The sequence below is a fragment of the Afipia sp. GW822-FHT04G07 genome (assembly GCF_058800765.1).
Genome location: NZ_JBXAMP010000002.1, coordinates 459,761 through 485,376 on the forward strand (window position 1 = coordinate 459,761; position 25,616 = coordinate 485,376).

Here is a 25,616-nt window from a genome sequence, read left to right on the forward strand (position 1 = left end):
TTACTCATGAGCGGCTTCACCGACATCGGCGTCGAAAAACACGGGCATGTCACGCTGATCGAGATTCGCCGGCCGCCGCTGAATTTTTTCGATCTCGCCCTGATCCGGCAGATCGCCGATGCGCTGGACCAGATCGACAAGGACATCGACGCTCGCGCGGTCGTCCTTGCATCCCAGGGGAAGGCGTTCTGCGCTGGCGCGAACTTCAACCGACCCGCCGGGTTTGATGGCGACGCGGCATCCGGCGACGGAACCACAGGTGATCTTTATCTCGAGGCGGTACGCATCTTCAGCAACAAGAAGCCGATTGTCGCCGCCGTTCAGGGCGCGGCTATCGGCGGCGGGCTTGGGCTGGCGGTATCCGCCGATTTTCGCGTCGCCTGCCCCGAGACGCGGTTTGCCGCGAACTTCACCAAACTTGGTTTTCATCCCGGCTTCGGTCTGACCGTCACGCTCCCGGAACTGATCGGAAAAAACAACGCTGCGCTGATGTTCTACACCAGCCGCCGCGTGACCGGTGAAGAGGCTTTCAAAATGGGGCTGGCCAACGTGCTGGTGCCGCAGGATCAGGTGCGCGCCGAGGCGTTCAAGCTCGCGGGCGAAATCGCGGAGAATTCACCGCTGGGATTGATGTCGACGCGCGCGACCATCCGCGCTGGACTGGCGGAACGCGTGAAGGCACAGACCGACCATGAACTCGCGGAGCAGACCTGGCTGCGCGAAACTGAAGATTTCAAGGAAGGCGTCAAAGCCACCGCAGAGCGCCGCGCCGGAAACTTCAAAGGACGGTGACGGCCGCCGCGTCACCTATCAAGGCGCAGCCTTCCCTTTTCGCTCATTCATCAATTCGAGCAGCCAGGCAAGGCTGATAGCGAAGCCCAACCCGAGCAATAAGTTGAGGAACAGAATACGAGTCGGAGATGCGCCGCTCCGCTGCAATGGCGGGGTTGCGCGGGTTACTATTTTAGGGTTCTCGCTGTCCAATTGCCGCTGTTCGCCCGAATCACGAGACTGCGTCAGGACGGCCTGATAGTTCGCGCGGCTCGCTTCAACATCGCGCTCAAGCTCTTTCAGGCGCGCGGATGTTTCGTTGAAACCGGTCGGAGCTTTCTTCGCCGTTTCAAGCTGGTTCTTGAGCTGGGTCACTTCGGAACGCGCGCGCTCCAGTTCGGCGGCGGTGGACTGGACGCCATCCTCGATCGCCTGATCCAGCAGGCGCGTGACTTCGGCCATCTGCTGCCTGGCATATCTCAGTTCTGCATTTCGCCCAGCCGCCTCCGACAAATCGGATTCAAGACGCTGCGCGGCCAAATAGCGGCTCTTGAGAGCATTCAAGGTTTCGGTTCGCAGCGATTCAGGGATTGCCCGGAAATCCCTTTGATCTCTGGCGCGCTGCATCTGGGCAAGCGCCGAGCGCAAACCAGTCACCTTGGTTTCGGCATCGGCAATCTGGCCGGGTAATTCATTCGCCTGCTTTTCTATCGCCGCCTGACCAACCGCAACACCCGTTTCGCTTTCCCTGCGAAAGGCCTCGTAACGCTGTTCAGCCTCGCGCAGGCGTGCCTGAAGCATGCCCACCCTCGCGTCGGAAGGCGGCACAGCGCGCCCTGCCGTTGCAGCGCGTTCGCGCGTCTCTTGCTCGATGTAGAAATCCATCACGGCGTTCGCCACGCGCGCCGACGTTTCCGGATCTGACGTCGTAACGTCGACGTTGGCAACAGACGCGCCGGGGGTGTGCGTGACATTGATCGCACGATTCAACTGGCGCAGCGCGCTCTCATTCGGATCGGCGTCGGGTGCAAGACCGACACCGGTCAAAAGTGCTGCGAGAATTCCTCTCGATTTCGCGCCAAAGAGAGGATCGGTTTCAAGCTTTTCCCGCGCGATGACCTTCTCGAGAAGACTGCGCGACGTCATGACCTTGATCGGGCTTTCGGCTTCAACCGTACTGTCAACTGCCGTCCCGTGCGCGGCGGAGTCGGACCCGACGGGTTGGGGCAAAGACGGATCGAGCAGGACTTGGCCGGACGCAACAAACCTGGGAGGCGTGACCAGAATGTAGGCAAGGCTCATCGCAGCGCAGGCAAGCGTCACAATCACGATGAACGCGGCCCGGCGGCGCAACATCTCTACAAAGCCCTCCAGGTCCGGAACAGGCAGTTGAAGACGGCGCAGATATGCGTCGTGCCTGTCGTTATCGGAGATCGCCATCCCAACTGTTCCACGCCATACAATTCAGGTCAGTGTAGCCTCCTGTAACGGTCATTGGGGAGACATCTTTTGCCGGCCGTCGCACAAAATCGGCCGGCTGAATGGCTCAGCCGCAGGCTGGATGGCGACCGTCGGTGCCATTTTTGGCATAAAACAGCATCACAGACGTGGAAGCGGATTCAGTCCGCAAGCTCAACCACGATCGGCTGATGATCCGACGCATCCGTCGCGCCGTTCACCTCGATCCGCCGAAGCCGAGCGGTTAAATCCTCCGTCACGAAAATAAAGTCGCGGCAATCGGGACCGTCCGACCATTGCTCGTGATCGTAAAGACCGCAGGTCAGCGCGTGAGGTTGATCTGGATGATGGGCCGACCAGGCGTCGCGATAGTTCAGCCCCGGACGTAACGAAAGCTGAATCAAGGCATGCTGCGGGTCGGAGACGTCGAAGTTGAAATCACCACACAGCAGGCTCGACGCTGCCAGCGTCTGACTTGCGTAGGGTTCGCCATGGAGCCCGGCTGCCTTCGCACCCGTCGAAGCTTCTTCCTGCAGATCGAGCAACCTCACGATCTGTGCTTCGCGCTGAGCGGCGGAATGATACTCAAGATGCGTGTTGACGATGCGCAAGGGACCCGATGCCGCCTTGATCGTCACATCCAGCGCATGCCGCCGCATGCTGCGAACTGCACTGGCGTCCGGCCATGGCAGGAGGTGGTTGGCGATTTGCAGCACCGGAAGCCGTGACAGCGTCATGTTCCCGAACCGATGCGTCTGTCCATCGTCGCCGATGGTTTCTATCGCCGGACGAAACACTGGCCGGTATCCGGGCAGCAGCGACGCCAACAGCGCGCTCTGGTCCGTGCCACCATCGAGCTTCTTGAAATTATCAGACACTTCCTGAAAGCAGTAGACATCCGCGTCAGACATTTCCCGTGCGACGGACACGATACGCCCGAGGTCGGTCACACCGTCGCAGCCTTTGCCGCACTGAATGTTCCATGTCAGAAGCCGCATCAGCGAATGCCCGCGCGCATGAAGGATTGCACGAACTGTCTCTGGAACAGCAGGAACGCAATCAACAGTGGCGCCATCGTCATCACCGTCGCAGCCGTGATGATCGACCAGTCCACGCCGGTTTCGGGCGCGCCGAATACCGCGAGCCCCACGGTAAGCGGCCGGCTCTCCACCGAATTGGTCACGATCAGCGGCCAGAGGAAGTTGTTCCAGTGATAGCTCACCGAAACGAGACCGAAGGCCACGTAGGTCGGCCGTGCCAGCGGGACGTAAACTTTCCAGAGAATTTGCAGCGGCCCCGCCCCTTCGACGCGCGCGGCCTCGACCAGTTCCTGCGGAACGCTCTTGAAGGTCTGCCGCAACAGGAAAATGCCGAACGCGCTGGCCAGATACGGCAGAGCGATTGCCGGAATGGTATCGAGCAAGCCGAGCTTTCCGATCATGCGGTAATTTTCAACGATCAGAACGTCGGGCATGATCATCAATTGCAGCAGCACCAGCGCGAACGCGATTCCGCTGCCCTTGAATGTAAATCGCGCGAATGCGTAGGCTGCGAGCGTCGAAAGAATAAGCTGGCCGATCAGGATGATCACGACCAGCACCATTGTGTTGAAATAGTAACGGCCGAACGGTGCCTGATTCCACGCGCGCGCGAAGTTCTCCAGCGTCCACGGCGCGGACAGGCTGAACGAAGTCGCATAGGCAGCCGGATGCAGCGCACTCCAGAACGCATAGGCCAGCGGCGCGAGCCACAGTAGCGCCAGCAGCCACGCGGCAACCGCTTCAAGAGGGTGCGTGCGGCCGTTCATTGATAATGAATCCTGCGATCGAGATAGCCGAACTTGATCAGCGCCAGTGTGCTCAGCAGGACCAGGAGCACAACCGTCAGGGTGGCGGCATAGGCCGAGTCCTGAAATGTGAACGCCACTTCGTAAATGTAATAGAGCAAAAGCGTGCTGGCATTGTTGGGGCCGCCCTTGGTCATGATGACAAGGTGGTCCACCAGCTTGAACGAGTTGATGACAGCATTGATTGCCACGAACAATGTCGTCGGCATCAGCAGCGGAAACGTGATCCGCCGGAAAGTGTACCAGCGGCTCGCGCCCTCAACCGAGGCCGCTTCTTCGAGGTCGGGCGACAATTGCTGAAGCGCTGCGAGATAGAAGATCATGAAGAAGCCGGCTTCCTTCCAGATCACCATGACGATCAGACAGCTCATCACCGTGCTGGGATCGCCAAGCCAGTTCCAGCCCGCAAGGCCGAAGACCCCGCGCAACTGGTCGAGCAGTCCATAATCCGGCGTGTAGAAAAACAGCCAGATGTTCGCGACAGCGATCATCGGCAGCACGGTCGGCGTGAAAAAGGCCAGACGCAGGAAACCGCGGCCGCGCATGTTGCGGTTGACCCACATCGCCATCAACAACGCGAGCGCGATCGACGTCGGAATGGTGCCGAGCGCAAACCAGAAATTGTTGACCAGCGCCTTCCAGAAAATTGGATCGGCGTACATCGACCGGTAGCTGTCCAGACCGACAAACGCTTCCGTGCCGTTACGGCGGGTGATGAAAAACGAATGCCGGATGGTCGCCAGGATCGGATAGTGCGTGAATGCCAGCAACAGCACCGCGGCGGGCAGCAACAGCAGCCACGCATTCACAGCGTTCCACCACGCATGCGATTTCGGCTTGCGCGCGGTGGCTGATGCTGGAACGGCTTGATCGGTCATCGGATCATCCCTCCGGATGGCGGCGAACCGCCACCCGGATGTTTCACTTTATTTGTACGCGCGCAGCACGCGGTCGGCCTGCTGCTGCGCGCCCGCGAGGGCTTCCGAGGGCTTCTGCGTGCCGGTCACTGCGGCCTGCACGGCATCATTGACGAACTTGTAGATGCGGCCGTTCTCGTGAACGGACAGTTCGGGCACCGCATGTTCAAGCTGGTCACGGGCGACAAGTGCCGCGGGGAAGCCCTTCGCGTAGGCTTCCATCGCGGGAGTCTTGTACGCAGCCGGCGACACAGCGGCATAGCCGGTCTTAATGCTCCACTCGGCAGCGCGTTCGGGCGTCGTCATCCACTGGATGAACTTCACGGCCGCCTTCTGCTGCTCGGGCGAGGCGCTCTTGAAGATATAGAAGCTGCCGCCGCCGGTGGGCGAACCGCGACGCTCCTTGGCGGGCAACATCGCGACACCGAAGTTGAACTTCGCGCCGTCCTTCACCGCGGTCAGGTTGCCCGTGGTGTGCCACATCATCGCGGTCTTGCCTTCGAGGAAGTCGGTACGCAGGGTCGCCCAATCGATGCTGCCGGGAGGCATCACCGCGTGCTTGCGCGACAGATCGACCCAATAATCCAGAGCGCCGACGGTCTTCGGCGCGGTGAGATAAACCTCGTTGCCCGGCTCGTTCATCAGCTTCTGACCGTTCTCGATCGCCAGCGCCTGAAGCATCCAGTAGCCATAGCCCGTCGTTGGAATCTCGACACCCCAGCGCGTGGTATTGCCGGATGCATCCTTCTTGACGAGCTTCTTGCCCATCTCGGTCATTTCGTCCCAGCTTGCGGGCGCTTTTTCGGGATCGAGGCCGGCTTCCTTGAAAGCATCCTTGTTCCAGTAGAGCACGATGGTCGAACGCTGGAACGGAATGCTCCACGTCTTGCCGTCGATCTGGCCGTTCGCCATGAAGGCCGGATAGAACTCCTTGAACCACGCCTTGTCCGCAACGAGACCATCCATCGGCACGATGGCGTTCTCGTCCATCAGCGTGAAGACGTCGGTCGACAACAGCACCGAAAGCTGCGGTGGCTGGCCGCCCTTCATCGCCGTCATCGCCTTGGTCATCGTGTCGGTGTAATTGCCGGCATAAACCGCCGTCACCTTGATGTCCGCGTTCTCTTTTTCAAAGCGCGCCACCATGTCGTCGATGATCTTGGTCACCGGACCACCCACCGCGACCGGGTAATACATGGTCAGATCGACTGCAACCGCGGGCTGCGAGCCGAAAGCCAAGGCCGCAAGCGCTGCCGCCGCAACCGTCGTTCGTCTAAAGAGCTTCATGTCATCCTCCCCTTGCTATCGTTTCTCTGCGCCGGCCCCGCCGATGCGGGCCTCATACAACCACAGCCCGCTTCATCTCGCCGGCGGCTGATTGCAGCCGCCGTTCCGTTTCCTTCTCGAACCGATGTTCGAAACCTGCATCCCATGCGAGCCGGACATCGTCGCCCGGATGAGATTTGCTGAAACCGTCCTGTCGTACTGAGACAGGCTGCCCATCGATTTCGCACAGAACGATGCTGTCGGCGCCGAGATGCTCAATCGCCTTTACGCGCGCCGGATGACCGTCTTGCGACACGATACGAATATGCTCCGGACGGATACCGATCAGTTGGCTGCCCTCTGCAATCAAATTCATCGGCGGCGTTCCGATGAAACGCGCCGTGAAAGCCGTTGCAGGCCGATTGTAAAGTTCTTCCGGCGTGCCGTTCTGCTCGATGCGTCCGTCGCGCATCAGCACGACTCGATCCGCCATCGTCATGGCCTCGGTCTGATCGTGGGTCACGTAGACCATCGTCATCCCGAGACGCTGCTGTAACGAACGGATCTCCGTGCGCATTTCGTGGCGGAGCTTGGCATCGAGATTGGAGAGCGGTTCGTCCATCAGGCAAACTTTCGCCTCCGCGATGATGGCACGCCCAAGCGCCACGCGTTGACGCTGGCCGCCTGACAATTGAGATGGCTTGCGCTCAAGCAAGTGACCGAGACCAACGATGTCGGCCACGCGCTTCAGCCGGTCGTCTCGCTCGGCACGGGATACGCGGCGCACGCGCAGGCCGAAAACGATGTTCTCTGCCACGCTCAGATGCGGAAACAGCGCGTAGGACTGGAACACCATGGATATCTTGCGCTCTGCCGGCGAGAGATGCGTGACGTCCGTGCCTCCAATCGTGATTGTGCCGCCGTCGAGTTGCTCGAGGCCTGCGATCAACCGCAAAGTCGTGGACTTGCCGCAACCCGATGGGCCAAGCAGTACCAGCAGCGAGCCTGCGTCCGCCGTGAGACTGACGTCATCAACGGCGCGCATCGGGCCCCAGTTCTTTGAGACGTGATCGAGGGTAATGGCTGACATGAACTACCCGGTCCGGCTGAATTGGTACGTGGGGGACGCACCAGAACGCGGCGCGCAAAACGTTCCGAAATGCACAACGATGCGCGCCGGGCCGCTCCCTCGACCGGGATATGCCCCCCGCCGTGCCCGTTAAAAGAACGCCTCGTCTGCCTTTCCGGCAACATTAAAGTCCTCCCGAATGTTCATCCGAACATACTTTTTGATCAAACGAAATAAGAATTTGCGCGTTTTGTGTTCGAATGATAATATTTCACTCAGATACATGCTGAAGATGACAAACAAGCGACAGACACTGGTCCTCGAAATCGTGCGCGAAAAGGGTTTCGCCTCGATCGAGCATCTCGCTGCGCATTTCGATGTGACCCAGCAGACGGCACGCCGCATCGTGAACCAGCTTTGCGATCAGGGTCTGCTGCGCCGTATCCACGGCGGCGTCGGCCTTCCGGTGTCGAACCAGAATCTTGCTTATGAAAGCCGGCAAGGCCTGAACTTCGAGGCCAAGCGGCAGATCGCGCAAGCGGTCTTCAATTTCATTCCCGACGGCGCCTCCATCATGATCGGGCTCGGAACGACGCCTGAATATGTCGCGCTGGCGCTCGCCGGCCGCCAGAACCTGCGAGTCATCACCAACAATCTCAACGTAGCGTCGGCGTTCGCGCGTAACCCCGATGTGGAAATCACGATTGCGGGCGGAACGCTGCGTCCGCTCGATCGCGACATTATCGGTGACGCCGCAGTGCGCTTCTTCTCGCGTTTCAAAGTCGATATCGGGATTTTCGGCGTCGGCGGCATCGATGAGGAAGGAACGCTGCTCGATTTTTACTCCGGCGAAGTTCAGGCGCGCCAAGCCATCGTCGCAAATTGCCGGACCGCCCTCCTCGTCGCCGACGCCAGCAAATTCGGCCGCAGCGCCACGGTGCGCGGTGGACACATCAGCGATTGCCATCATCTTTTCACCGACAAGCCGCTTCCCGCGGATTTTCATCGGATCGCCGAGCAGTACACCGACAAAATTCGCGTCGTGGGTGACGGCCGCGTACAGGCCGCCTGAAACCACTCCGGCGCGCAAGAGCTTATAAGGGGATCAGATCATGACCCTGGCTATCAACCTGATCGATCTTGCCGGCTTCATCGCGTTGTTGCTGTGGGGCACTCATATGGTGCAAACCGGCATCCAGCGCGCCTTCGGTTCGAAGTTGCGCACGATCCTTGGCCGCGCCTTGCGCAACCGTTTCCGCGCATTCCTCGCAGGCATGGGCGTCACCGCGGTTCTCCAGAGCAGCACGGCGACCGGACTGATGACGGCTGGCTTCGCCGGAGGCGGGTTCATGGGCCTGGTGCCCGCGCTCGCTGTGATGCTCGGCGCCAACGTCGGTACAACACTAATTGTGCAAATTCTGTCATTCGACGTCACGCTGGTTGCGCCAGCACTCGTGCTGATCGGCATGCTGATGTTCCGGAGGGACTCGCGGACGCAGGCACACGATCTCGGCCGCGTCTTCATCGGTCTCGGGCTGATGCTGCTTGCGCTCCGCCACCTGCTCGACCTCATGACCGGTTACGAGAGTTCTCCGACCCTGACCGCCGTGCTCGGGCTCATCTCCTCGTCATGGCTGCTCGATGTCTGTATCGCAGCCGCATTGACGTGGGCCGCCCATTCAAGCGTCGCCATCGTTCTGCTCATCATGTCACTGGCGACAAAGGGAGTGGTCCCTCCTGATGCTGCGTTCGCGCTCGTCCTCGGCGCGAATATTGGCACGGCCATCAATCCGCTCATTGAGGGTCCGGCAGGAGACGATCCCGCAGCCAAACGGCCGGCGCTCGGAAACCTGATCGGTCGTCTTGTGGGCGTCGCCATAACGATCGGACTTCTGGGGCCGATCAGTCAGTTCATCATGGCGATAGAACCTACCACAGCACGCGCGGTTGCCGATTTCCACACGCTGTTCAATCTCGCCATCGCGTTGATTTCACTGCCGCTGCTGACACCCTTCGCATCGCTGCTGCGCCGCCTGCTTCCGGATCGCGCCGATCCGGCCGATCCCGCGCGGCCTCTCTATCTTGACCTCGCGGCAAAGGAGACGCCCATCGTCGCTCTCGGCGCCGCGTCGCGCGAGGCGTTGCGACTGGCAGATGTGCTGGAAGAAATGCTGCTGGGCGTCAACGCCGGACTCGCGTCCGGGGACCGGCGGCTGCTCGTGGAAACCCGCCGGCGCGAAGATGTCCTCGACAAGCTGAACATCGCGATCAAGTCATATCTGACGTCGCTCGACCCCGATGAACTCAACGAGATGGATCAGCGTCGTCTGAATGAAATCTTGACGTTCACAATGAACATCGAACAGGCCGGCGACGTCGTCGACCGGAATTTCCTGCCCCACGCCTCCAAGCGATTGAAGCGCGGACTGGTTTTTTCCGACGACGAGCAAAACGACATCAGCGCGATGATCGAACGGCTTGCCGCCAATCTCAAGACGGCGGCATCGCTTTTCGTCACCGAAGATCCGCGAACTGCGCGCCTGCTGGTTGACGAGAAAGCCGTGTTCAGGGACGCGGAATCAAAAGCGACCGCTTCGCACTTCGACAGGCTTAGAAACAGCGACCTTCAGACAGCGCAGGCCAGTTCGATTCATCTCGACCTGCTGCGCGATATGAAGCTCATCAATTCGCATATCGTTGCTGCAGCTGCATATCCGGTGCTGGAGCGCACCGGAGCCCTTCTGCCTAGCCGCATGGCATAAATACACTCTCGACATGTTGCTTCAGGGCTAGCGTTCGGCGAACGCCTTTTCGATCACGAACTGTCCCGGCTCACCGTGGTTGCCTTCGGTGAAACCCTTGCCCAGAAGCATCGCCTTCATCTCGTCCATCAGGGCCGGGCTGCCGCAGATCATGGCGCGGTCAAATTCAGCATCGAGCGGCGGAAGCCCGATATCGTCGTAGAGCTTACCCTGCGCAATGAGATCGGTGATCCGGCCGCGGTTATGAAACGGATCGCGGGTCACGGTCGGATAATAAATCAGTTTCGTTCGCACCAGTTCGCCGATCAGGTCGTCCTTTGGCAGCGTCTGGGTGATCATCTCGCCATAGGCGAGTTCGGCGACATGGCGGCAGCCGTGCAACAGCACGATCTTGTCGAAGCGGTCGTAGGTTTCAGGATCCTTGATGACGCTCAGGAACGGCGCAAGACCGGTGCCTGTGCCGATCAGATACAGATTACGGCCGCCCACCAGATTGTCGATTACCAGCGTGCCAGTGGCCTTGCGGCTGACGATGATTTCATCGCCTTCCTTTAAATGCTGGAGGCGCGATGTCAGCGGACCATCCGGCACCTTGATCGAGAAGAATTCCAGCCGATCCTCATAATTGGCGCTCGCCACGCTGTAGGCGCGCAGGAGCGGCTTTTCGCCGACCTTCAGGCCGATCATAGTGAACTCACCGTTCCGGAAGCGAAACGACGGATCCCGGGTCGTGGTGAAGCTGAATAGTGTGTCGGTCCAGTGATGGACGCTAAGGACGCTTTCCTGATTGAAATTGCTCATTCGCTCGATCCGGTGGTGGCCAACGACGGGTCAAAATCAGAATAGGCAGTGGCGGGGACTGCACCGCCAAATTCATTTGTGTACTAATGAATAATCCAACTTGATCCAACCGTCAAGCCGCGCTCAAGTTGGCGCCGAACCGCCGAGAAGACCTTGAACAAAAGGAATAAATCATGTCCCACGATGCGCCCCAGGGCACCACCGGCCCGACCAAGCTGGTGATCCGGAATATCGGCCTGATCCTGAGCGGGATGATGGAAAAGCCGATCCTGGATGCCGACACCATCGTTGCGGAGAATGGCAGGATCACCGCCATTGGGCGGGCCAAGGACATCGACGCCGCAGGCGCGACCACCGTCATCGACGCCAACGGCACGACCGTAACCCCCGGCCTGATCGACAGCCATGTTCACCCGGTCGCAGGCGACTGGACGCCGCGGCAGAACCAGATCGGCTGGATCGACAGCTTCCTGAACGGCGGCGTCACCACCATGATTTCAGCAGGCGAGGTTCATATGCCGGGCCGCCCGCGTGACGTGGTCGGCGTCAAGGCGATGGCAATCTTCGCCCAGCGCGCGTTCGACAATCTACGACCCGGCGGCGTCAAGGTTCATGCCGGTGCGCCGGTCATCGAGCCCGGCATGACCGAGGAAGATTTCAAGGAACTTGCAGCGGCTGGAGTCAAGCTCCTCGGCGAAGTCGGTCTCGGTGGCGTCAAGGACGGCCCCACCGCACGCAAGATGGTGGCGTGGGCGCGCAAGTACGGCATCCAAAGCACGATTCACACCGGCGGCCCCTCGATTCCGGGCTCCGGCCTGATCGACGCGGACGTGGTGCTGGAAGCCGACACCGACGTCATCGGCCATATCAACGGCGGCCACACCGCCCTGCCCGACGGGCAAATCCGCTGTATCTGCGAGGGCTGCAAACGCGGGCTCGAACTGGTTCACAACGGCAACGAACGCGCCGCGCTCTATACGCTGCGGATTGCACGCGAGATGAAGGAGTTGAACCGCGTCATTCTCGGCACCGACGCGCCCGCAGGGTCAGGCGTGCAGCCGCTCGGTATTTTGCGCATGGTGTCCTTGTTGTCGGCGCTTGGCGACGTGCCGGCGGAAATCGCATTTTGCTTCGCAACCGGCAACACCGCGCGAATGCGTGCACTCGATTGCGGCATTATCGAAATCGGCCGCGCGGCGGACTTTGTCATCATGGACAAGGCACAGCACTCGGCCGGCAAGAACATTCTCGACAGCGTTCAGCTCGGCGACCTGCCCGGCATCGGCATGACCATTATCGACGGCATCGTTCGCACACAGCGCAGCCGCAACACGCCGCCGGCGACGAAGGTGCCGGAGATCGTGGCGCACTAGCGCGCTGATTTTATCGCAGCTTGCTCAGGAGCGCGATAAAAACCTCGCGCTCCTTCGCATCGAGCGGCGCGAGTGTTTCCCTCGTGATGGTCAACGCGTTGGGCGCAGCCTTCTCTGCCAGAGCCTGCCCCGCCCGCGTGAGACTGACCAGAAGCCGACGCCCGTCCTGCGGATCGGAACTTGTTTCGGTCAGGCCACGCGCAGTGAGCCGGTCGATGACGCCCTTGATGGTCGCAACGTCCATCGCCGTCAATCGCCCGAGCTGATTTTGCGAGCACGGCCCTGTCTCGGTGAGCTTCGCCAACGCCGCCCATTGGGTCGGCGTGAGATTGATTCCGATTTCCTTCGCAAAAATCGTCGCGTGGCGCTGCCAGACCTGCCGAAGGATGAACCCGATCTGATCCTCAAGCACATAGGATTGCCTAGTCGGTTTCGCGCCCCGTTTAAGGGCCGAAGCCTTGATCTGAGAGGCCTTGATCTGAGCAGCTTTGGCCATTCCCGTTCCCCCAGAACCTGTTCTTTGTCTTACGGGCATTGCGCGAACAGCCGCCGTCTTTTCTTACACAGCCAGATGAGCGTCGCGAATGTCCGGGCGGGTGGCGAGTTCAGCCATAGTCCCGCTGTAGCAAATACGGCCGCGCTCGATGATGTAAGCGCGATCCGAAATCAAATTGGCGAAGTGAAGATTTTGCTCCGAAACGACGATACTGACGCCTTCCTTCTTCATGGCCAGGATCGCGCCAACCATCTGTTCGACGATCTTCGGCGACAAACCTTCGGAGGGCTCGTCAAGCAACACCAGTGACGGATTGCCCATAAGCGTCCGCGCGATGGTCAGCATCTGCTGTTCGCCGCCGCTCATACGCCCGCCCATGCGGCCACGCATTTCACCGAGGTTCGGAAACAGCGTGAATAGTTTTTCGCGAGTCCATTGCGGCGCATTCGGCCGCGGCGGCTGGCGGCCCACCTCGAGGTTCTCCTCGACCGTGAGATCCGTGAAGATGCGTCGCTCTTCCGGCACATAACCAAGCCCGTTGCGAACGATGGCATGGGTCGGCTGATCCGACACATCGTTGCCCTCGAACACAATCCGGCCCTCGCGCTGCTCCACCAGTCCGACAATCGAGCGAAATGTCGTGGACTTGCCCGCGCCATTGCGGCCGAGAAGCGCCACCACCTCGCCGTCGCCAACTTCCATTGCAACATCGAACAGGATGTGCGCCGGTCCGTAGTAGCTGTTGAGACCCTGAACCGAGAGCTTCATGCCGATGCACCCTCGCGATGACGCGCGTCATAAACCAGGCCCTCGCCGAGATAGATCGCGCGAACCTGCGGGTTGCGCCGGACCTCTTCGGGAGACCCCTCGGCGATCAACGTTCCGCGATTGAGCACGAGAATCCTGTCGGCGTGCTCGAACACCACATCCATGTCGTGCTCGGTGAACAGAACGCCGATGGACTTTTCACGTGCGATGCTCGCGGTCAGGCGCATCAGTTCGACACGTTCGCGCGGCGCCATGCCTGCCGTCGGCTCATCCATCAGGAGGAGTTTCGGCTGATTGGCGAGCGCGATGGCAAGCTCAAGCCGCTTGAGATCGCCATAGGCGAGTTCACCGCAAGGCCGTTCGGCATAGCCACTCATGCCGACGAGATCGAGGAGCCGGTCGGCCTCATCGCGGGCGAAGCCCGGCGTCGAGCGCCACATGTTAAAGAGCTGCGAGTTGTACGACACCAGAGGCACCTGCACGTTCTCGCGCACCGTCATAGTGGGGAACGTTGCGGTAATCTGGAACGTGCGACCGACGCCAAGCCGCCAGATCGCGCGCGGCTTTTTGCCGACAGTGTCCACGCCGAGCAGATTGACCCGGCCACTGTCGGGAATGTTCTGGCCGTTCAGCATGTCGAAACAGGTGCTCTTGCCTGCGCCATTGGGGCCGATCAGCGCGAGAATTTCGCCGGCGACCAGCGAGAACGACACACCGCGCACGGCGTGGACGCCGCCATAGGATTTGGTCAAGCCTTCGACTGCAAGAAGCGTGGGTGCGACACTCATTCGGCGGACTCGATCCGTGATGCCAGAACGGCCGGTTTGGACGACGGCGTCTGACGCCGTGTACGAAGAGTTTCCAGCATTCCGACAATGCCCTTCGGGAATGCGACCACGATCAGCACGATCACGGCGCCCAGTACAAGCTTGGAAAGATCGGTCTGGCTCACCAGCCAGATATTGAGTGCCTTGAAAATGATCGCGCCGACTACCGCGCCCGAGATCGTCTCGACGCCGCCCAGCAGCACCATCACCAGGGCGTCCACCGACAGCGAGATGCCGAGACTATCGGGGAATACGCTGCCCTTGAGATAAGCAAATAGCGCGCCGCCGATACCCGCCACCGTGCCCGCAATGACGAAGGCAGTCCATTGAATCCGCTTACCGTCGATGCCGATGGCTTCACTGCGCAAGACGGAGTCCCGTGTCGCACGCAAGGCATAGCCGAACGGGGAGAACACGATGATGCGAAGCGCCGCCACTGCGAGCGTCGCAACGCTGAGCGACAGCCAGTAGAAGCTCGCCGGCCCCGCCGCCCATGCCGCGGGCCAGACGCCGAGAATTCCGTTATCGCCACCTGTCACCGCAACCCACTGGAACGCGATCGACCATACGATCTGCGCGAAAGCCAGCGTCAGCATCGCAAAGTAAACACCGGACAGCTGAACCGCGAAGAATCCAAACACCGCCGCGCCCGACAACCCGAGCAGCGGACCGAGCAACAGGCACACGATCATCGGCAGGCCAGCTGCCTTAGCGAGAAACGCCACGCCATATGCGCCAAGGCCGAAATAAGCCGCGTGACCGAACGAGGCCAGCCCGCCGACCGACATCAGGAAATGCAGGCTCGCAGCGAAGATCACGAAGATCGCAATTTCCGCGCCGACGTTCAGCGCGTAGTCGCCGCTGAACAGCGGCAGCAATGCCGCGACGATCAGCACCGCCAGCATTGCAAAACGCTCACTCGTCGTCAGTGGCCGCCACGGACGCACCGTCAGCCCCGGCGTCTTGCGCGCAGGCGCTTCCGGCTTCCCGAACAGTCCCCACGGCCGCACGATCAGCACAGCGGCCATCACCAAAAACACAAGGATGATGGAAATCTTCGGAAAAATCAGAATGCCGAACGCGTTGAGTTCGGAAACAAGTACCGCCGCGACGAACGCGCCGGCGATGCTGCCAAGGCCACCGATCACCACCACCACGAAAACGTCAACAATGATGCGCAGGTCCATCGCATGATGCACGGCGTCGCGCGGAATCTGCAAAGCGCCGCCTAGCGCCGCCAGAAAGACGCCAAGGGCGAACACGCTGGTGAACAGCCACTTCTGATTGACGCCCAGCGCCGCCACCATGTCGCGGTCCTGCGTCGCCGCGCGAACCAGAATGCCCCAGCGCGTGCGGCGGAACAGCAACCACAATGCACCAAGCACCACCGGACTGAGTACGATCAGAAACAAGTCATAGGTCGGGACGTTCTGACCGAAGAAATCCACCGCGCCACGAAAGCCGGGCGCGCGACGGCCAACCAGATCATCCGGGCCCCAGATCAGAACCACAAGATCTTCCACCATCAGCGTCAGGCCGAAGGTGGCAAGCAGTTGAAACAATTCCGGCGACTTATAAATCCGCCGCAGCAATACCATCTCGACCAGCACGCCGAGAACCGCGACAGCGAGCGCTGCGACGACGATGCCGCCCCAGAAGCCGAGCGTGCCGGACAGCCGCTCCGTCAAGGTGAACGCGACATAGGCGCCCAGCATATAGAATGCGCCATGCGCGAAATTCACGATGCGCGTGACGCCGAAAATGATCGACAAACCAGAAGCCACGAGGAACAGCGATGCCGCGCTCGCAAGACCTGTCAGGAACTGAACAAAGTAGAAGCTCATAGGTCATCCACGGCTGGAAATGGCCGCGGGCGCATCGCGCGCCCGCGGTCGTTCGTCTCAATCCTTGGCGCGCAGCTTCTCGACTTCCGCGTCGCTCGGCAAGAAATCCTCCCCCTTGCGATAAACGGAGTCGACCATCACACCCTTGCCGTCCTTAAGCGCCGTCTTGCCCACATAGGCCCCAAGCGTCGACTGATGATCGATCTTGCGGAACGTGATCTGACCGAACGGCGATGGCATCGAGAGACCTTCCGCCGCCGCGATCATTTTTTCCGGATCGTCAGACTTCGCCTTGTTGAGGATCGCAGCCGCTGCCTTGATCGTCTGATAGCCGACAATCGAGCCCAGCCGCGGATAGTCGTTGTACTTACCCTGATAGGCCTTCAGGAAAGCGTCATGCTCCGGCGTCTTGATGCTGTACCAGGGATAACCGGTGACGATCCAGCCTTCGGGTGTCTCTTCCTTCAGCGGATCGAGATATTCCGGCTCTCCGGTGAGAAATGACACCACCGAGCGTCCCTTGAACAGACCGCGCGTGTTGCCTTCACGAACGAGTTTCACCAGGTCGGCGCCGAAGGTCACATTGAGAATGGCTTCAGGATTGGCGGCCGCGACGGCCTGTACCACCGGACCTGCATCGATCTTGCCCTGTGGTGGCCACTGTTCATCGACCCACTGGATGTCCGGCCGCTTCGCAGACAGAAGTTTCTTGAAGACGGCAACCGCAGACTGGCCGTACTCATAGTTCGGCGCGATGGTCGCCCAGCGCTTGGCGGGCAGTTTGGCCGCTTCTTCCACCAGCATCGCCGCTTGCATGTAGTTGGAAGGCCGCAGACGGAACGTGTAGCGGTTTCCGCTCGTCCAGGTGATCGCGTCAGTCAAAGGCTCTGCCGCCAGGAAGAATACTTTCTTCTGCTTGGCGAAATCGCTGACCGCGAGGCCGATGTTGGACAGGAACGTGCCTGTCAGCATCACCACGCCCTCTTTCGAGATCAGTTCGTTGGCCGCCGTCTGCGCGTCGGCAGGTTTGCCGCTGTCATCCTTGGAAATGACAACCAGCTTTTTGCCGTTGACTCCACCCGCGGCATTAACTTCCTCGACTGCGAGTTGCCAGCCCTTGCGATACGGCTCGGTAAACGCGGGCAATAACGAATAGCTGTTGATTTCACCGATCTTGATCTCGCCGCTCTGCGCCAGGGCGGGCGTCGCCATGCTGCCGAACATCACACCAAGACTTGCGCTCACAAGACCCGCGCGCAAAAGACCGTTCAAGAGACGTTTGCTTCGTTGCATCCCAGACCTCCAATGTTGGCGAGAGCGCCTGCTCCGCCGTGACGTCCGTCCATCCCTTCCCTCATTGGGGGACAGTCCGGTTATTCCTCACGCATCCTTGCCCCGTTCGTGGAACTGCCCGTTACCGGAGGCCGTCCTCACCCTTGATCTCTCCAATCGTCAGCCCGCCGACCCGAGGCAGCGGCCGCCCGCTGTCGGTCACCGCGACAGCGACCATAATTTCGTTTGCACGCGGCGCATCGTTGATCTGCACTTCCATTCCGTCGAAATGACTTCGCACGAACGCCGCATCCTTGTGACCGAGCGGAATATCGAGCACTGCGCCTAGCCCGCCGCGCTTCTTGGACGACGGGATCAGCGCCGCACCCTTGCCAAGCACCTTACGTACCGGCGCTCCCATTTTTGGATGCAAGATCGCTGCCGCGTGCTCGAGCTCGCCATTTTCACCCACGGCGGCTGCCTTGCCGTAGCTTTGCGCGCTGGCGCCTTCGATGCCGAGCGCAGCGACCGCTTTCGTGGCGAGCAGTTCGCCCAGTTCCTCGCCAATGGCTATCAGCGGGGCAAGATCATCGACGTATTTTCCGGCGAACGGATTTTCGATCACTGCGATCGCCGCCGCGCGGCGGGTTGGCGGCGTCACGTCACGTCCAGCCTCCATCAGCGTTTCTTCGACGACGGTGACGATCTTGCGAATAACTGCACTCATCGCAATCCATCCTCTCCCTTGATCTCGCTCGCTTTCAGGCCACCGACGCGCGCGTGAATGCGCGAGCCGGTTGTCATGACCAGCGCGAGCAGCAATTCGTCGGCGCGCGGCGCGTCGGTAATCCCGACTTCCATCGCGTCGAAGTGTGAACGGACATAAGACGCATTGATATGGGTGATCGGGACATCGAGCCGCGTACCCGGTCCTCCGACTTTCTTGGCCGACGGCACGATCGCTTTGGCTTCTCCGAGAATTTCACGCATCGCGTAACCACCCGGCACATGCCACAACGCGCCGTGTTCCAATTCGCCCGCGGAACCGATGATCGCGCCTTTGCCATAACCTTGGATCGCTTTCGCATCGCCGCCGAGCGCCTTCAGGAGAGACCCGGCCATCGCAACTCCCAACGGCGTCAGATCGTCCATGAATCCTGCAATATCTTCCACATAACGCCCGGCGAAGGGATTGCGAATGACACAAAGCACCGCACCCCGGCGCAGCGGCAGCGCCACGGGTTTCCCGCCTTCGTGGAAAATTTCCTCGATCAGCGTGTGGCGTTTGCGGATCACAATCTCAGGCATGCATCAAGCTTTCAATTCCGGCTCGAAACGCTCCGCGCGGCAACATCTGCGGCGCACCATCGTCGACAGCATTCAGCGCCACGACAATGGTTTCACCCTGCAAATGAAGGACCGCACCATCGATCAAGCCGGCGGTGAGAAGTTCGCGCGCCCGATGCGCGCCGGATTCGAGAGCAGCCGCAATCTCATAAGGCAAAAGCCGCCCAACGTCGCGCGTAACTTCGCGCGCGCCAAGATCACTATCAGGATGACTGTCGTTCGCAGGACTGCGTATAATCAAGGGATGTCCCGGCAGATCGACCGCATTTGCAATGATGGTGGCAGCCGCGTCCGCCTGTGCGGCAGTCCGCGCCAGAACGGTCACGGCATCGGCAATTCCCAACGAGAAGCTGCGGCCGCGCCATCCGCTGGTCGCGATACCGCGCGTCGGATCGCTTGCCGCGATCGCCGTCTTTCCGATCAGGTTCGGCATATCGGGATGACCGACCAGACCGACCGCAAAACGTTCATGGCCTGCCAGATGCAGCGCGATGTCACCGCCGTTATTGACGTAGGCGCGGGACAGGTCCGCCGATGAGGTCATCACGCCAAGAACTTCTTCTGCGACAGCCCCTGCTACGGCGGCCATCGGCGTAATAAAATGCTCAGCTGCAAACGGCGCGACCGCCGCGTGCATCCGGCGCGCAACACGGCCTTGCAGCACAGACGTGTGGGGAAGCGCGGCGCGGCGGAGTTCCGGAAGCTCGTCGCACAGCGTGTCGAGCAGGCCTGTAAACCGCCGCACAGCAGCCTCGTAGGCGGTGTGGACATTGGCGTTGGTTCCACTTGCTTCGACGATCAGATCGATCGGACCGTCCTGCAAATGCAGCCGCTTTCCGTCCGCGAGCCATCTCGTCTGCGGAAGGCGCGTCATGCGCGCCTCGAATCGGTGGCCTGCTGCGGCAATTGACGAACTTCGGTATTGTCCTTGAGCGACGATAGCGGCCGCACATGGTCCATATGACCGCCAAGCGCTGCGTAATCCGACAGCCTCAGCGTGAACTCAATCGGCGCGACCAGCGCAGGCGTCGGTACATAACCGAACGCGCCTTCCGGAACACGCGTCACATCGACCATGAAGGTAATGCCGCCGCCCGGCCATACATAGACCGGCGCGCCGCCGCAGGTCACAGACGTCAGCGCATCCTTGACCGAGCGCGTCAGCCGCACCGGGTTCTCGGTGACGCCCGAACGGAGCGAGCCGCCTGCCCCACCCATGAACAGCACGGTGCACAAGGCCGGCTCGCAATTTTCCTGAATGCGCTCAACTGACAGCTTGAGATCGAGGGGCATGTCCTTTTCGACCGGCTTCAACGCCTCATCCAGTTCGAAATAGGCCGCGTGCTCGCCGGTCGTGCTGACCATCATCATCCGCGTACCGGGCTTCGCGGTCTTGGGATCGAACGGTCCCAGCACCGACAACGGATCCGAGATGTTGGTGCCGCCCCATCCGGTGCCGGGCTCGGCTACCTGAAAATAGCGCCCGGGCGTCGAGCGGCGCCCCTTCATCTTGATGCCGGTGTCGGGAATATCGAGCAATTTTCCTGCCTGATGTTCGGACAGCACACCGGTAATGTGATCGTCCACGACGACGACCTCATCGACCTTGCCGTGCCATTGCTTGGCGAACATGCCGATGGTCGCCGAGCCGCAACCGACCCGCATCCTCTCCTCGAGCACGCCGTTGACGACCGGCGGATGTCCGGCCTGCACCACAACAGTCGCACCGCCATCGATTGTCATCTCGACGGGCTTGCCGTTGGACAAATCCATCAACGCATCGCAGGTGATCCGGCCCTCCTTTTTCGAGCCGCCGGTCAAATGATGGACGCCGCCAAGTGATAGCATCTGCGAGCCATACTCGCCGGTGGTGACATGACCCACCGCCTCGCCTTGTACGCGCACGGTTGCGGTTTCAGGGCCGAGATAGCGATCGGTATCGATCTTCACCTTGACGCCGCAGTAACTGAAAATACCTTCGGTCACCACTGTGACCATATCGACGCCATCGACTTCCGAGGAAACGATGAACGGCGCAGGCTTGTAGTCGGGATAGGTGGTGCCGGCGCCGATGGCCGTAACGAAAACGCCCGGCTCGTGAACGATTTTGCCGTCCCACTCGCCTCCTGCCTGGAACGGCACCAGCCGGCCGCCGTGGGATACGGTGCGTTCCAGTACGACGTGCGGGTCGACCCGCACCAGTTCGCCATTGTTATTCGCATAACGGTCGCACGCGCCCGCCGTGCCCGGCTTGATATAGCACATCACCGGACACGCATCGCAGCGGATCTTGTCTGCGTTGCCCGCAGCGGCAATGGATGTGGTTTCAGTCGACATAGACGAACTCACCTGCGAGCCAACGCGAACTGTCGAAAGGGTAATGGACGGCGGCGCACGATGCGCAAGTTGGGCTGCGAGGGTAAGGTTCGGTCTGTCCCGCAACCGGCATTTTGTTCGTATACGAACGATGTTGCGCGCAGACCGGAAAGCTGTCAAGCGCCGACGCGCGCGAAATCCGACGCTGCCGAATAAAAACTCAATTGCCTACCTTACGTGTTCACAAATCTTGCAATGCATCATCCCGTGTGAACATGCGACGCCACCGCACCATCATGCGCTTGCACGTTTGTATACAAACGGTATCGTTGAGGTCTGGCGTCGCAGGTGTTTTGCAGCGCAGCAGATCGGACTGTGACGATGAGCATGACGCAGACGACAATCCGCCTGACCGTCAACGGCAGGGTTCATGATGTCGACGCGGCTCCCGAAACCGCGTTACTGTATGTGCTGCGCAACGATCTTGAATTGAACGGTCCAAAATTCGGCTGCGGTCTCGGCGAATGCGGCGCGTGTACCGTAATCATCGACGGCGTGGCGGCGCGCTCATGCGTCATCCCCATCAGCGGTTGCGTGGAGCGAAACATCCTCACGCTCGAAGGTCTCGGCTCACGCGACCACACCGATCCCGTGCAGGCCGCCTTCATCGAGGAACAGGGAGCGCAATGCGGTTATTGCCTCAACGGCATGATCATGACGGCCAAAGCCCTGCTCATGCGCAACCCACAGCCGTCCGAGGCCGAAGTACTGGAAGAGTTGCGCTACAATCTGTGCCGGTGCGGTGCCCATATCGAAATCCTGCGCGCGGTAATGCGGGCCGCCGGTCATCCTCTTGAGGCCAGAGGTTGATGACGACGCCGGACTCCCCGATGGACGATGACGCAACGGCAGCAGGATCGCTGTCCGTCGTCCGCCCGGCTGCCTCCGACGCAGGCAGAGGGGTTTTTGAAACCTTCATCAAGATCACCGCGAACGGCACAGTCACGGCGTTCAACGGCCACGTCGATCTCGGAACGGGCATCCGCACTGCTCTCGGACAAATCGTCGCGGAAGAACTCGACGTCTCGTTTGCACGCGTGGTCGTGGTGTTGGGCGACACCTCCCGCGTACCCAACCAGGGCGCAACCATCGCCAGCGAGACGATCCAGATTACCGCCGTGCCGCTTCGCAAGGCCGCCGCCCAGGCACGTCACTTTCTGATGGCGCGCGCTTCGCAGAGACTCGAACTTCCGGTCAGCGAACTGTCGGTGGAAGACGGTTTGATCCGGGGGCATGACAATCGCAGCGTCAGTTACGGCGAGCTGATCGCAGGCGACAGCATCCGGCTCGACCTCGCCGACGATGTCGCGGTCAAGGCGGTGGAAAGTTACAAGATCGTTGGACAGTCGGTTCCGCGCATCGACCTGCCGGCCAAGGCGACCGGCGAGCTCGTCTATGTGCATGACGTGCGTGTACCCGGCATGTTGCATGGCCGCGTGGTTCGCCCGCCCTATGCAGGCGTCGATGCCGGAAGTTTCGTCGGCACCAGCCTGATCTCGGTCGATGAATCGTCGGTCCGCGACATTCCCGGCCTGGTATCCGTCGTTCAGATCGGCGATTTCGTCGGCGTCGTCGCCGAGCGCGAGGAAAATGCCGTCAAGGCGGCGGTGCAGCTCAAGGTGACATGGAAGCCGACACCAACGCTGCCGGATCTGAAAGACATCGAAACCGCATTGCGCGCCAATCCCGGCACGCCCCGCACCCTGATCGACAAGGGCGGGGTGGATAGCGCTATTGCGAATGCCGACAAGCAACTGAAGCGAACCTACATCTGGCCCTATCAGATGCATGGATCGATCGGACCGTCCTGCTCGGTTGCAGATGTTCAGGAGGGTTTCGCGCGGGTGTGGTCCGGCACGCAAAACCCTCACGTCCTGCGCACGGACCTCGCACTTCTTCTCGCCCTGCCGGAATCGCAGATCGACGTGGTCCGGATGGAAGCCGCAGGCTGTTATGGCCGCAACTGCGCCGATGACGTGTCCGCCGACGCCGTGCTGTTGTCGCGTGCCGTTGGCCGGCCCGTGCGCGTGCAACTGACGCGGGAACAGGAACATGCATGGGAGCCCAAGGGCACCGCGCAATTGATGGACGTGAACGGCGGCCTGCGTGCCGACGGCAGCGTCGCAGGTTACGACTTCGCGACGCGTTATCCATCGAACGGCGCGCCGACGCTGGCGTTGCTGCTTACCGGCACCATTCCTCCGGTACCATCGATTTTTGAGATGGGCGACCGCACCGCGATTCCGCCCTACGACTACGACGCGATGCGCGTCGTCGCGCATGACATGCCGCCGATCGTGCGGGCGTCATGGCTTCGCGGCGTATCGGCATTGCCGAATACCTTCGCGCACGAATCCTACATCGACGAACTCGCAACCGAAGCCGGCGTCGATCCGATCGAATATCGCCTGCGCTATCTGAAAGACCCTCGTGCGGTCGATCTGGTCAAAGCTGTGGCCCGGCGCGCCGACTGGACACCACGCGCGAACTGGAAAGAACCGGAGGCTGAGGGAGACGTCGTTCGCGGACGCGGCTTCGCTTACGCTCTGTATGTGCACGGCCCGTTTCCAGGCAAGCCGGCGGCATGGTCAGCCTGGATCGCGGATGTCGCGGTCAACAAGGCCACCGGCGATGTCAGTGTCACGCGGGTGGTCGCCGGACAGGATTCCGGCATGATGATCAATCCGGATGGCGTAAGGCATCAATTGACAGGCAACGTCATCCAATCCACCAGCCGCGCGCTGATGGAGGAAGTGACGTTCGATCGCACGGGCGTGACCAATCGCGAATGGGGGTCCTACCCCATCATCAAGTTTCCCGATCTGCCGAAGATCGACGTACTGCTGCTGCCGCGCCAGAACGAGGAACCGCGCGGCGCGGGCGAATCCGCGTCCGTCCCGAGCGCCGCCGCCATTGCCAACGCGATTTTCGACGCGACCGGCGTGCGTTTTCGGGAGTTGCCCTTCACGCCTGAGCGCATCCTTGCGGGATTGCGCGGCGGTGAGTCCGCGCCACCGTTGGCGCCGCCAGAAAAAACATTCAAGCCATTGGAACGGCTCCCGGAAACAAGAAGTCCTTTCTTCAAGCGCCGCAGCACGTTTGCAAGTATTGCCGCGGTGTGCACCGCAGCCGTCGGTATCGCCGCGGCAGTGCTGCCATGGCGGTCCATCGCACCCATCGCACGCCCCGATGCATCGGCTTATTCCGCCGCGACCATTGCCCGCGGCCAGCAACTCGCAGCCCTCGGCAACTGCGCCGAATGCCACACCGAGATCAACGGGATCGTCAATGCCGGTGGCCGCGCGCTCGAAACACCGTTCGGCGTTGTCTATAGCACCAACATCACGCCAGACCTGGAAACCGGAATCGGCGCGTGGTCGTATCCCGCGTTCGAGCGATCGATGCGTGAAGGCATTCACCGCGATGGGCGACAACTCTATCCGGCGTTCCCGTACAATCATTTCGCCAAGACAACCGATGCGGACTTGCAGGCGCTCTACGCCTATCTGATGGCGCAGACGGCGGTGAAAGCCGTCAACCGCGAAACCGCGCTCGCATTCCCCTTCAACCTCCGCCCATTGATGGCCGGCTGGAACGCGCTGTTTCACAAGCCCGCGGTTTTCGAGGCCGATCCGGCGCAGTCAGAGATCTGGAATCGCGGTGCATATCTGGTTGAAAGCCTCGGCCATTGCGGCGCGTGTCATACGCCGCGCAATGCGTTGGGCGCCGAGAAAGCCAAGGCCTATCTGGCGGGGGGAACGGCGGACGGCTGGGAAGCCCCGCCGCTCAGCTCGTTGTCACATGCACCGATCCCCTGGAGTGAGGATGAATTGTTCACTTATCTGCGGACCGGCATCTCGCGCTTCCACGGCGTCGCCGCCGGGCCGATGGCTCCGATCGTCAAGAACCTCGCGGCCGTTCCCGACAATGACATCCGCGCCATGGCAGTCTATCTCGCGTCATTCAACGACACGACCATCGACCCGGCAGCCCAGGAAGCCATGGCGGCAAAGCTCGAAACGTTAACAAGCATCAAAGCGGTTTCGGCCTCATCCATCGGCGCGCGAATCTACGATGGCGCCTGCGCCGTGTGCCACCAGGTTGGTGGCCCGGTGCTATTCGGCAGCAGACCGTCGCTGGCCCTCAACAGCAACCTCCACAGCGCCATGCCAGACAACCTCATTCAGGTCATCCTGCACGGCATCGAGGCTCCGGTCTCGAGCGATCTCGGCTACATGCCTGCCTTCAGGCACAGCTTGAACGATGGGCAGATCGCGGAATTGGTGTCATATCTCAGGCAACAATTTGCACCGGATAAGGCCCCTTGGACCGATGTGGCCAGCGCGATCGGCCGGATTCGCCGCGCAGGCCGGCCATGAGCGGCGAACAAAATCGCGCATGGTGACTGGTTGCCCGCGAAGGA

At 61.0% G+C, this 25,616-nt stretch carries 22 protein-coding genes; 6 read left to right on the forward strand and 16 right to left on the reverse strand.

Annotation, left to right across the window (positions count from 1 at the left end; translation table 11 throughout):
- Positions 1 to 6 precede the first annotated feature (6 nt).
- Positions 7 to 792, forward strand: coding sequence for an enoyl-CoA hydratase/isomerase family protein (locus AC1RKJ_RS21790; protein WP_492793208.1), 786 nt, complete (start codon positions 7 to 9; stop codon positions 790 to 792).
- A gap of 18 nt (positions 793 to 810) precedes the next feature.
- On the opposite strand, the gene AC1RKJ_RS21795 is transcribed toward AC1RKJ_RS21790, so the two are convergent.
- The 6 genes from AC1RKJ_RS21795 to AC1RKJ_RS21820 form a co-directional block, all read right to left on the reverse strand.
- A complete protein-coding gene (locus AC1RKJ_RS21795) occupies positions 811 to 2,211 on the reverse strand; it encodes a GumC family protein (protein WP_492793209.1) in 1,401 nt (466 codons plus the stop codon).
- Between the two features lie 179 nt (positions 2,212 to 2,390).
- Positions 2,391 to 3,227 carry an endonuclease/exonuclease/phosphatase family protein gene (locus AC1RKJ_RS21800; protein WP_492793210.1) on the reverse strand — a complete coding sequence of 279 codons (837 nt, stop codon included), beginning with the start codon at positions 3,225 to 3,227 and terminating at the stop codon, positions 2,391 to 2,393.
- Positions 3,227 to 4,036: a carbohydrate ABC transporter permease gene (locus AC1RKJ_RS21805; protein WP_492793211.1), complete on the reverse strand. Its 810-nt coding sequence runs from the start codon at positions 4,034 to 4,036 to the stop codon at positions 3,227 to 3,229. Before AC1RKJ_RS21805 ends, AC1RKJ_RS21800 begins: the two co-directional genes overlap by 1 nt.
- Positions 4,033 to 4,953: a carbohydrate ABC transporter permease gene (locus tag AC1RKJ_RS21810; protein WP_492793212.1), complete on the reverse strand. Its 921-nt coding sequence runs from the start codon at positions 4,951 to 4,953 to the stop codon at positions 4,033 to 4,035. The genes AC1RKJ_RS21805 and AC1RKJ_RS21810 overlap by 4 nt, the downstream gene beginning before the upstream one ends.
- A 48-nt stretch (positions 4,954 to 5,001) precedes the next feature.
- Complete coding sequence (locus AC1RKJ_RS21815; RefSeq protein ID WP_492793213.1) at positions 5,002 to 6,279, reverse strand: ABC transporter substrate-binding protein; 1,278 nt, start codon at positions 6,277 to 6,279, stop codon at positions 5,002 to 5,004.
- A gap of 52 nt (positions 6,280 to 6,331) precedes the next feature.
- Positions 6,332 to 7,348 (reverse strand): ABC transporter ATP-binding protein, encoded by a 1,017-nt coding sequence (locus tag AC1RKJ_RS21820; RefSeq protein ID WP_492793214.1) that lies wholly within the window; start codon positions 7,346 to 7,348, stop codon positions 6,332 to 6,334.
- A 262-nt stretch (positions 7,349 to 7,610) separates the two neighbouring features.
- On the opposite strand from AC1RKJ_RS21820, the gene AC1RKJ_RS21825 reads away from it, so the two are divergent.
- Entirely contained in the window at positions 7,611 to 8,399 is a 789-nt protein-coding gene (locus AC1RKJ_RS21825; RefSeq protein WP_492793215.1) for a DeoR/GlpR family DNA-binding transcription regulator, read from the forward strand.
- 40 nt (positions 8,400 to 8,439) lie between these two features.
- Positions 8,440 to 10,089, forward strand: a complete 1,650-nt coding sequence (locus AC1RKJ_RS21830; RefSeq protein ID WP_492793216.1) for a Na/Pi cotransporter family protein — start codon at positions 8,440 to 8,442, stop codon at positions 10,087 to 10,089.
- 27 nt (positions 10,090 to 10,116) lie between these two features.
- Here the strand turns inward: AC1RKJ_RS21830 and AC1RKJ_RS21835 are convergent, their stop codons facing one another.
- A complete protein-coding gene (locus tag AC1RKJ_RS21835; protein WP_492793217.1) occupies positions 10,117 to 10,890 on the reverse strand; it encodes a ferredoxin--NADP reductase in 774 nt (257 codons plus the stop codon).
- A gap of 173 nt (positions 10,891 to 11,063) precedes the next feature.
- Between AC1RKJ_RS21835 and AC1RKJ_RS21840 the strand changes: the two genes are divergently transcribed.
- Positions 11,064 to 12,263 (forward strand): amidohydrolase family protein, encoded by a 1,200-nt coding sequence (locus AC1RKJ_RS21840; protein ID WP_492793218.1) that lies wholly within the window; start codon positions 11,064 to 11,066, stop codon positions 12,261 to 12,263.
- 10 nt (positions 12,264 to 12,273) lie between these two features.
- Here AC1RKJ_RS21840 and AC1RKJ_RS21845 read toward each other — a convergent pair whose 3' ends face one another.
- The 9 genes from AC1RKJ_RS21845 to AC1RKJ_RS21885 all read right to left on the reverse strand — a co-directional run bounded on the left by AC1RKJ_RS21845 (position 12,274) and on the right by AC1RKJ_RS21885 (position 21,154).
- Positions 12,274 to 12,759 carry a MarR family winged helix-turn-helix transcriptional regulator gene (locus tag AC1RKJ_RS21845; RefSeq protein ID WP_492793219.1) on the reverse strand — a complete coding sequence of 162 codons (486 nt, stop codon included), beginning with the start codon at positions 12,757 to 12,759 and terminating at the stop codon, positions 12,274 to 12,276.
- Positions 12,760 to 12,822: 63 nt separating this feature from the next.
- Positions 12,823 to 13,527, reverse strand: coding sequence for an ABC transporter ATP-binding protein (locus tag AC1RKJ_RS21850; RefSeq protein WP_492793220.1), 705 nt, complete (start codon positions 13,525 to 13,527; stop codon positions 12,823 to 12,825).
- Positions 13,524 to 14,315, reverse strand: a complete 792-nt coding sequence (locus AC1RKJ_RS21855) for an ABC transporter ATP-binding protein (protein ID WP_492793221.1) — start codon at positions 14,313 to 14,315, stop codon at positions 13,524 to 13,526. Before AC1RKJ_RS21855 ends, AC1RKJ_RS21850 begins: the two co-directional genes overlap by 4 nt.
- Positions 14,312 to 16,198, reverse strand: coding sequence for an ABC transporter permease (locus tag AC1RKJ_RS21860; protein WP_492793222.1), 1,887 nt, complete (start codon positions 16,196 to 16,198; stop codon positions 14,312 to 14,314). The genes AC1RKJ_RS21855 and AC1RKJ_RS21860 overlap by 4 nt, the downstream gene beginning before the upstream one ends.
- 57 nt (positions 16,199 to 16,255) lie before the next feature.
- The gene (locus tag AC1RKJ_RS21865) at positions 16,256 to 17,422 is read right to left on the reverse strand and encodes an ABC transporter substrate-binding protein (protein WP_492793260.1); all 1,167 of its coding nucleotides are present in this window, start codon (positions 17,420 to 17,422) and stop codon (positions 16,256 to 16,258) included.
- A 190-nt stretch (positions 17,423 to 17,612) separates the two neighbouring features.
- Positions 17,613 to 18,197 carry an amino acid synthesis family protein gene (locus AC1RKJ_RS21870; RefSeq protein WP_492793223.1) on the reverse strand — a complete coding sequence of 195 codons (585 nt, stop codon included), beginning with the start codon at positions 18,195 to 18,197 and terminating at the stop codon, positions 17,613 to 17,615.
- On the reverse strand, positions 18,194 to 18,778 hold the full coding sequence (locus AC1RKJ_RS21875) for an amino acid synthesis family protein (RefSeq protein ID WP_492793224.1): 585 nt from the start codon (positions 18,776 to 18,778) through the stop codon (positions 18,194 to 18,196). Before AC1RKJ_RS21875 ends, AC1RKJ_RS21870 begins: the two co-directional genes overlap by 4 nt.
- A complete protein-coding gene (locus AC1RKJ_RS21880) occupies positions 18,771 to 19,691 on the reverse strand; it encodes a UPF0280 family protein (protein WP_492793225.1) in 921 nt (306 codons plus the stop codon). The genes AC1RKJ_RS21875 and AC1RKJ_RS21880 overlap by 8 nt, the downstream gene beginning before the upstream one ends.
- The gene (locus AC1RKJ_RS21885) at positions 19,688 to 21,154 is read right to left on the reverse strand and encodes a 6-hydroxynicotinate reductase (protein ID WP_492793226.1); all 1,467 of its coding nucleotides are present in this window, start codon (positions 21,152 to 21,154) and stop codon (positions 19,688 to 19,690) included. The genes AC1RKJ_RS21880 and AC1RKJ_RS21885 overlap by 4 nt, the downstream gene beginning before the upstream one ends.
- A 366-nt stretch (positions 21,155 to 21,520) precedes the next feature.
- On the opposite strand from AC1RKJ_RS21885, the gene AC1RKJ_RS21890 reads away from it, so the two are divergent.
- Both AC1RKJ_RS21890 and AC1RKJ_RS21895 read left to right on the forward strand, forming a co-directional pair.
- The gene (locus AC1RKJ_RS21890) at positions 21,521 to 22,003 is read left to right on the forward strand and encodes a (2Fe-2S)-binding protein (protein WP_492793227.1); all 483 of its coding nucleotides are present in this window, start codon (positions 21,521 to 21,523) and stop codon (positions 22,001 to 22,003) included.
- Between the two features lie 20 nt (positions 22,004 to 22,023).
- A complete protein-coding gene (locus tag AC1RKJ_RS21895; protein WP_492793228.1) occupies positions 22,024 to 25,572 on the forward strand; it encodes a molybdopterin cofactor-binding domain-containing protein in 3,549 nt (1,182 codons plus the stop codon).
- Positions 25,573 to 25,616: the final 44 nt, after the last annotated feature.